The following is a 6,034-nucleotide window of genomic DNA, read 5'->3' as shown; positions in this document are numbered from 1 at the left end:
TCCTCGCGGCCGCGCTCGCCGAGGCCCGGACGCGCGGGGCCCCGCTCGTCGTGCTGCACGCCTGGGCCGACACCCCGCCACCGCGCCAGGATCCCCGCTGTGTCACCGAGGCCGGGCACCGGCTGCTCGGGGAGCGGGTGCTGGCCCACGACACCGGCGACGTCGAGGTCGAGCGGGTCCTGGTGCACGCCCACCCGCGGCGGGAGCTGATCGAGCGCAGCGGTGACGCGCAGCTCGTCGTCCTCGGCGACCGCGGCCGCGGCGGCTTCCCCGGGCTCCTGCTCGGCTCCACCGGCCAGGCCCTGCTGCACCACGCGGACTGCCCGGTCCTGCTCGTCCGCACCACCGCGTGAGGGAAGCGGAACGGAAGTGGCACCCGCCAGGATGACACCATGAAGACTGCGATCCGAGCCGCGCTGGCGGCACTCGTGGCCGGCACGACGGTCCTGGCGGCCCCGGCCCAGGCGGCCACCATCACCCAGAAGACGGGCGTCTGCAGCACCGGCACCTTCGGTGGCTCGTTCACGCTCCGGTACGAGACGTCCGGCGGCTATCACCACATGCTCGGCGCGACGACGTCGTCGGGCCCGTACATCGGCGACGCGGGCAATCTGCTGCTGCGGATCTTCTACCGCGACGGCTTCACCACGCACACGATCTACACCCGCTCGATTCCGACGTCGGGCACCACCAGCCTGACGCTGCCGTCCGGCATCAACGTGCCGGTCACCGCGGTGGGGAACGCGTCGACCACGTTCGCCAACGGCACCGAATCCTGCGTCGCGACGGTGTCGATCACGTAAGGAGCGCCTCCCGCAGGATGGCCCGCGCCGAACCCGCCAGCACGTCGGCGGCCCGCGCGCGGTCGAGCCCGCCGATGTCGGTCAGCCACACCAGCGACTCGATCCCCGACGCCGACCGGATCGCGGTGGCCAGGCCGTGGACATCCAGGTGCGGGTGCGTGTCGGCGAGCGGGGCGAGGGCCTCCTCGATCCAGCGGATCGCCCGGCCGCGGCGCAGCACCGGTTGCCGCGCGCCGGGCTCCAGCGACAGCCGGAGCTGGGCGCGCAGCTGCGGCTCCCAGCGCAGCGTGAACGCGATGAACTCCCGCATCACCAGCTCGAGCCGCGCGGCGGGATCGGCGGGCGCGTCCGGGGGCAGCAGGCCGGCGTCGTCCTGGATCTCCGGGTAGGCGGCGAGCAGCAGCTCGCGCTGGTTCGGGAAGTAGCGGTAGGCGGTGGTCCGGGAAATCCCGGCCGCGGCGGCGGCGTCTTCGACGGTCGGCGACCCGCCCTCGGCGAGCAGCGCGTGCGCGGCCTCGACCAGCGCGGCCCGGGTCCGGCCCTTCTGCCGCCGTCTGCCAGTGGACTCATATGGTACTGCCATGCCATCATGGTACTCACGTCCCACGAAGGAGGCGGCCATGACCGGTGACCCGGCCGAGACGAACCCCGAGCTGTACCAGGTGGTCTTCGAGAACGAGCGGGTGCGGGTGCTGGAGTACCGCGACGCACCCGGCGACCGGACCGCGCCCCACCGCCACCCCGACACGGTCATGGTCACGCTGAGCGCCTTCAGCCGCCGCATCTCCTCCGGCGGCCGCGAAGTCGGCGTGGACCTGCCCGCCGGCGCGGTGCGCTGGGTCGCGGCGCAGGAGCATTCGGGCGAGAACGTCGGCACGACGCCGACGCACTCGATGTTCATCGAGCTGAAAGAGCCCGGTGGAGTGGTCGCCGGTGCCGCCTTGGGGCCGACCGGAGGTCAGTAGACGTACGGCCAGCCCGCGCTGTCGTAGCCGATCAAGTTGATCCCGAGCTTCCCCGTCAACGGCGTCGCGTCCGAGTAGTAATAGTGGTAGACGAGTACGTCGGCGTCGGTGTCGTGCAGCACTGCCACGTGCCCGGGACCGTGGACGTCGCCGTGGCTCGCCAAGATCTCCGTCCCGCCACCCGCCGCCATCCGGACGCCGTCGCGGTCGGTGTACGGCCCCGTGATCGACGTGGACCGGCCCACCATCACCCGGTACGTGCTCTTCGTTCCCTGGCAGCACAGATCCCACGAAACGAACAGGTAGTAGTAACTCCCGTGCTGCACGATGTACGGCGCTTCTTCGGCGGTCGTGCTGCCCGTGCGCTGGGCGATGCTCCGCAATGCCGGGTCCGTGGTGCTCCGCTTCCCGGTCGACGGGTCGAGCCGGTACATCTTGATGCCCGTCCACCACGAGCCGAAGCTCAGCCACCACCGGCCCGAAGCGTCGACGACCAGGTTCGGGTCGATCGCGTTGTAGTCGTCGCTCGTGCTGGTCTGCGCGACGATGCCCTGGTTCGCCCAGCTTTCCGGCAACCCGGTCGGGCTGGTGGCCAGGAAGATCGCCGAATTGCGCGAGCCGAACGTGGAAGCCGCGTAGTACAGGTAGTACTCGCCGTTGTGGAACGAGATGTCCGGGGCCCACAGGTATCCCGGGTGGGCGGGGTCGGTGAAGGGCGCGGTCCACGGCGCGCCGTTCGGCCACACCGAGCCGATCTTCGTGAAGTGGACGCGGTCGGTCGAGCGGCGGATCTGCAGGTTCTGGTCGGTCGAGTAGAGCAGGTAGCTGCCGTCGGCCGCGCGGATCATCGACGGGTCGTGCACCGCCGTGATGTCCCCGGTGACGTACCCCGGATTCGGGTAGGTGGCGGCTTCGGCGGCCGGCGCGCTCAGCAAAGCGGCGGCCAGGACAGCGAGCAATCGGGGCAGGCGCATGGGAACGTCCTTCCGGGTCAGTGCACGGGGTTCCACCCGTCGGCGCCCGCGAGGTAGCGCTGCGCGGTGAAGTTCGCGGCCTGCGCGGCGGTCAGCTGCGGCCGATCGGACCCGGTGCCCGCGCCCGCACCGGTGTTGCGGTACTCGAAGAACCGGGCGTCCTTCCACGAGAACCCCGACATGTCCGTCCACGGCGTCGCCTTGATCGCCGCCGGGAGCGCGGTGTCGCGGATGACGACCTGGGCGATCGCGTCGACGTCACCGCCGGGGTGCCACGGCCGGCCCAGGTAGAAGCTCGACGCCGCCGCCGGGCTGAGGACGCGGCTGCCCACGATCAGGAAGCCGTACGGGTTGGCGCGCCGGGTGCTGGCCGCGGTCAGGAAGCCGTTCGGGTTGGAGCCGCGGTCCAGCGCGGTGATCGTCGCGCGGTCGAACACCGCGGTGGCGCGCCCGAAGAGGAAGTCGACGTCGCCGCTGATCGAGCAGTTGCGGTAGTACTGGCGGCCGGTCGTGCCCACGGCCGCGGTGTCGGCGTACAGCGTGTCCTGGTGCCCGAGGAAGGTGACGTTGTCGAAGACCATCCGGTCGCCGGTCGTCTTGACCGCGACCGCCTGGGTGGCGGTGATCTCCGGGTGCGCCTTGCGGTCGAAGGAGTTGCGGAAGGTCAGCGCCGTCGCGGTGAAGCCGTTCGCGGCGATCGTCGCGGTCGCGCTCCCGGTCGTGCCGTAGGTCGAGCCGTCGGGTTTCTTCGTGCCGCTGGCGTTGTCGTAGTCGACGACGACGTCGGCCGCCTTGCCGGTGGTCCCCCGCAGGGTCACCCCGGTCTTGGCCGCGGGCACGGTGATCACCTCGTGGTAGGTACCGGGCTTGATCGACACGGTGCCGCCGGCCGGCACGGCGTCGATCCCGGCCTGGACGGTGGCGTAGGCGCCCGAGCCGTCCTTGGCGACGACGACGTTGGCGACCGCGGCCCCGGCCGGCGGGCTGACCAGCACGGCAAGCGTGGACGCGACGAGCAGGGTCTTGAGCATGACGTCTCCCTGGGAACGCCGCGGGTGCCGGACGGCGGCCGGCACCCGCGACGCGGCTCGGACTACCGGTAGGTGATGTTCGCGCTGGTGTAGAGGCAGTTCGTCGAATCGGGACCGCTGCCGATCTTCGTCGGCTCGCCGCTGGTGACGCCCTTGTACTTCTGGCAGGGCTCGATCTTGCGGCTCGAGTCGCCGACGATGGTGATCCGCGTCAGCTTCGCGGTGTCACCGTAGTTGGTGTTGATGCCGACGAGCGCCTTGCCCGGCACGGTCGCGGTGACGTTGTCGACGACGACGTTGCGCTTGTACTGCGTCTTGCAGTTGCCGCAGGAGCGGTACAGCTTGCCGAAGTCGTTCACCTCGAAGTTCCGGATGTACATCGTGCCGGGACCGTTGTGCTGGAACACCTTGTCCGACGCCTTGCGCGCGCCGCCGCCGTCGATCGTCATGGTCTGCGAGGCGGAGGTGCCCTTGAACGTCGCCGCGTCCTCGCCGACGTCCTCCCACCAGACGTTGAGCAGCGTGCAGGTGCCGAGGCAGTGCACGCCGTCGGCGGCCGGGCTGCCCAGGACGACGTTCTTCAGCGTGGTTCCGTTGGCGAGCTGGAACAGCGGGCTCTGGCCCTCGTCCTGGCCGCCGGACCCGAGGTCGCCGGTGCCGTAGAACCGCTTGAGCCCGCCGTCGTAGGTGCCGCTGGTGACCTTGATCGTCGCGCCGACCGGCACGTTCGTGCTGGGGTTCGGCCAGGTGGCGGCCGACGCGCTCGCGGCGGTGCCGGCCGCCGCCGAAACCGCGAGCGCGGCCACGGCCACCACCCGGATCATCCGGGAAATCACTGGGGAAACCATTCATCACTCCCTGGTCTGATTCTTCAATCGGCGCTGACGGAAACGTCCGACCGGGTTGTGAAAGCGCTTTCTCGACACCGAGTTTCGGGTTGCGGGCAGTCCGTGTCAACGTCGTTCGCCGCGGGCGGCCGGCAAGTCGCCCGGATGGTCGCCACCCGCAGCGCTTTTCAGAAAACACCGAAAGTGTCGAAACGTCAGCGGCCGCCCGGGCCGGCGCCGCCGAGCACCCGCGCCGGGACCTGCCACGCCGGGTCGAGGCGCTCGACGAGCGCGGGCGTCCACCCGACATCGGGACCGAGGTCCGGGTCGTTGGCCGCGTTGTACTCGGCCAGCAGGTCCACCGGCTTCGGCCACGCGGCACCGGTGGCCACCAGCGTGCCGGTCGCGTGGAGCACCGTCCCCTTCCAATACTTGACCAGCGCGCCGAGCGGCACGGAAGCGGGGATCCGGAAGAAGTTGTTCTCCGCGTAGATCCGGGACTCCACGCCGACGCCGAGGGAATACGTGTACGCCGCCGCGTCCCGCACCGAGTACAGGTTGTCGTAGACGTGCACCTGCCCGTACCGGACCCGCGGCGCGCGCTGCCCGATCTCCGAAAAGAGGTTGTGGTGCACGGTGACCCGCAGCTTGCCGACGTCGTAGGTGGGCTTGTCGGTGTTGCCGATCAGCATCGTCTTGTCGTGGTCGTGCAGCCGGTTGTACGACACCGTCACGAGGTCCGAGCCGTGCACGATGTCCAGCAGGCCGTCGTGCACCTCGTACTCGCGCCCGAAGTAGGTGGGCTGCGTGGAGTTGCCACCGTCGCCGAAGTCGTTGTGGTCCACCCAGACGTGCGTGGCGCCGACCAGGTCGACGTTGTCGTACTCGGAGTTCCAGTTGCCGTCGGCGCCGTCCAGCGGGTCCCACTGCGGGAAGCAGTCGTGCGCGTCGGCGAAGGTCAGGTTCCGGAGGATCACGTTGTCGCCGGTCACGCGCAGCGTCAGCCCGTGCAGCGTGCCGTGGTCGCCGATGATGGTCGTGTTCGGCCCGACGTCGACCACGACCTGCGCCGCCTGGTTGGCCTGGGACCGGGCGCGGGCCTCCTCCAGTGGCCCGGACGGCTCGACCTTGCCCCAGGTCGCCGGGTCGTACGCGGCCAGGTACGCGGGCAGGCTGTAGCCCGGGTCGGCGAAATCGGCGCAGCTCATCGGCCGGTCCTGATCGTCCACATTGCCTTCGATGGTGCCGCGGACGCGGATGATCTTCGGCGCACCCGGGTCCGCGGCGAGCGCGGCGACGAGTTCGGAGCGCTTGGTCACCGTGCGGACGCTCGTGGCGGCCGCTCCCCCGGTCGTCCCGGTGGTCGCCGCGGCCCAGCCGTCGTGCGCGCCGAGCACGACGCGGCCGGGGTCGTGCCCGTGCGCTTCCGCTGGC

General features: G+C 70.7%; 8 protein-coding genes. 3 read left to right on the top strand and 5 right to left on the bottom strand.

Going from position 1 to position 6,034, the window contains the following annotated elements; genetic code table 11:
• Window positions 1-353: universal stress protein (locus tag G3I65_RS44055; RefSeq protein WP_160701373.1), on the top strand; the 353-nt coding region annotated here is incomplete at its 5' end.
• 39 nt (window positions 354-392) lie between these two features.
• A complete protein-coding gene (locus tag G3I65_RS44050) occupies window positions 393-803 on the top strand; it encodes a hypothetical protein (RefSeq protein WP_160701372.1) in 411 nt (136 codons plus the stop codon).
• Here G3I65_RS44050 and G3I65_RS44045 read toward each other — a convergent pair.
• The gene (locus tag G3I65_RS44045; protein WP_160701371.1) at window positions 796-1,386 is read right to left on the bottom strand and encodes a TetR/AcrR family transcriptional regulator; all 591 of its coding nucleotides are present in this window, start codon (window positions 1,384-1,386) and stop codon (window positions 796-798) included. The genes G3I65_RS44050 and G3I65_RS44045 overlap by 8 nt on opposite strands.
• A 37-nt stretch (window positions 1,387-1,423) precedes the next feature.
• On the opposite strand from G3I65_RS44045, the gene G3I65_RS44040 reads away from it, so the two are divergent.
• Window positions 1,424-1,768 carry a cytoplasmic protein gene (locus G3I65_RS44040; protein ID WP_160701370.1) on the top strand — a complete coding sequence of 115 codons (345 nt, stop codon included), beginning with the start codon at window positions 1,424-1,426 and terminating at the stop codon, window positions 1,766-1,768.
• Here G3I65_RS44040 and G3I65_RS44035 read toward each other — a convergent pair.
• From G3I65_RS44035 to G3I65_RS44020, 4 genes are all read right to left on the bottom strand, one after another.
• Window positions 1,762-2,742 (bottom strand): arabinan endo-1,5-alpha-L-arabinosidase, encoded by a 981-nt coding sequence (locus tag G3I65_RS44035; protein WP_160701369.1) that lies wholly within the window; start codon window positions 2,740-2,742, stop codon window positions 1,762-1,764. The genes G3I65_RS44040 and G3I65_RS44035 overlap by 7 nt on opposite strands.
• A 17-nt stretch (window positions 2,743-2,759) precedes the next feature.
• Window positions 2,760-3,773, bottom strand: coding sequence for a pectinesterase family protein (locus G3I65_RS44030; RefSeq protein ID WP_160701368.1), 1,014 nt, complete (start codon window positions 3,771-3,773; stop codon window positions 2,760-2,762).
• A gap of 62 nt (window positions 3,774-3,835) precedes the next feature.
• Window positions 3,836-4,606 carry a pectate lyase gene (locus tag G3I65_RS44025; protein ID WP_160701375.1) on the bottom strand — a complete coding sequence of 257 codons (771 nt, stop codon included), beginning with the start codon at window positions 4,604-4,606 and terminating at the stop codon, window positions 3,836-3,838.
• A gap of 209 nt (window positions 4,607-4,815) precedes the next feature.
• Window positions 4,816-6,034, bottom strand: a 1,219-nt coding sequence (locus G3I65_RS44020) for a polysaccharide lyase family 1 protein (protein ID WP_166641348.1), incomplete at its 5' end; no start/stop codon positions are given.

The sequence above is a fragment of the Amycolatopsis sp. SID8362 genome, assembly GCF_010550475.1.
Taxonomy (GTDB): Bacteria; Actinomycetota; Actinomycetes; order Mycobacteriales; family Pseudonocardiaceae; genus Amycolatopsis; species Amycolatopsis eburnea.
Note: the sequence above shows the minus strand (reverse complement) of the source record. Positions and strands in the feature narration are given on the sequence as shown.

What these genes read in the sequence shown, in the direction of transcription:
- G3I65_RS44050 (WP_160701372.1), top strand. Translation starts at nt 393, where the DNA reads ATGAAGACTGCGATCCGAGCCGCGCTGGCGGCACTCGTGGCCGGCACG.
- G3I65_RS44045 (WP_160701371.1), bottom strand. Translation starts at nt 1,386, where the DNA reads ATGGCAGTACCATATGAGTCCACTGGCAGACGGCGGCAGAAGGGCCGG.
- G3I65_RS44040 (WP_160701370.1), top strand. Translation starts at nt 1,424, where the DNA reads ATGACCGGTGACCCGGCCGAGACGAACCCCGAGCTGTACCAGGTGGTC.
- G3I65_RS44035 (WP_160701369.1), bottom strand. Translation starts at nt 2,742, where the DNA reads ATGCGCCTGCCCCGATTGCTCGCTGTCCTGGCCGCCGCTTTGCTGAGC.
- G3I65_RS44030 (WP_160701368.1), bottom strand. Translation starts at nt 3,773, where the DNA reads ATGCTCAAGACCCTGCTCGTCGCGTCCACGCTTGCCGTGCTGGTCAGC.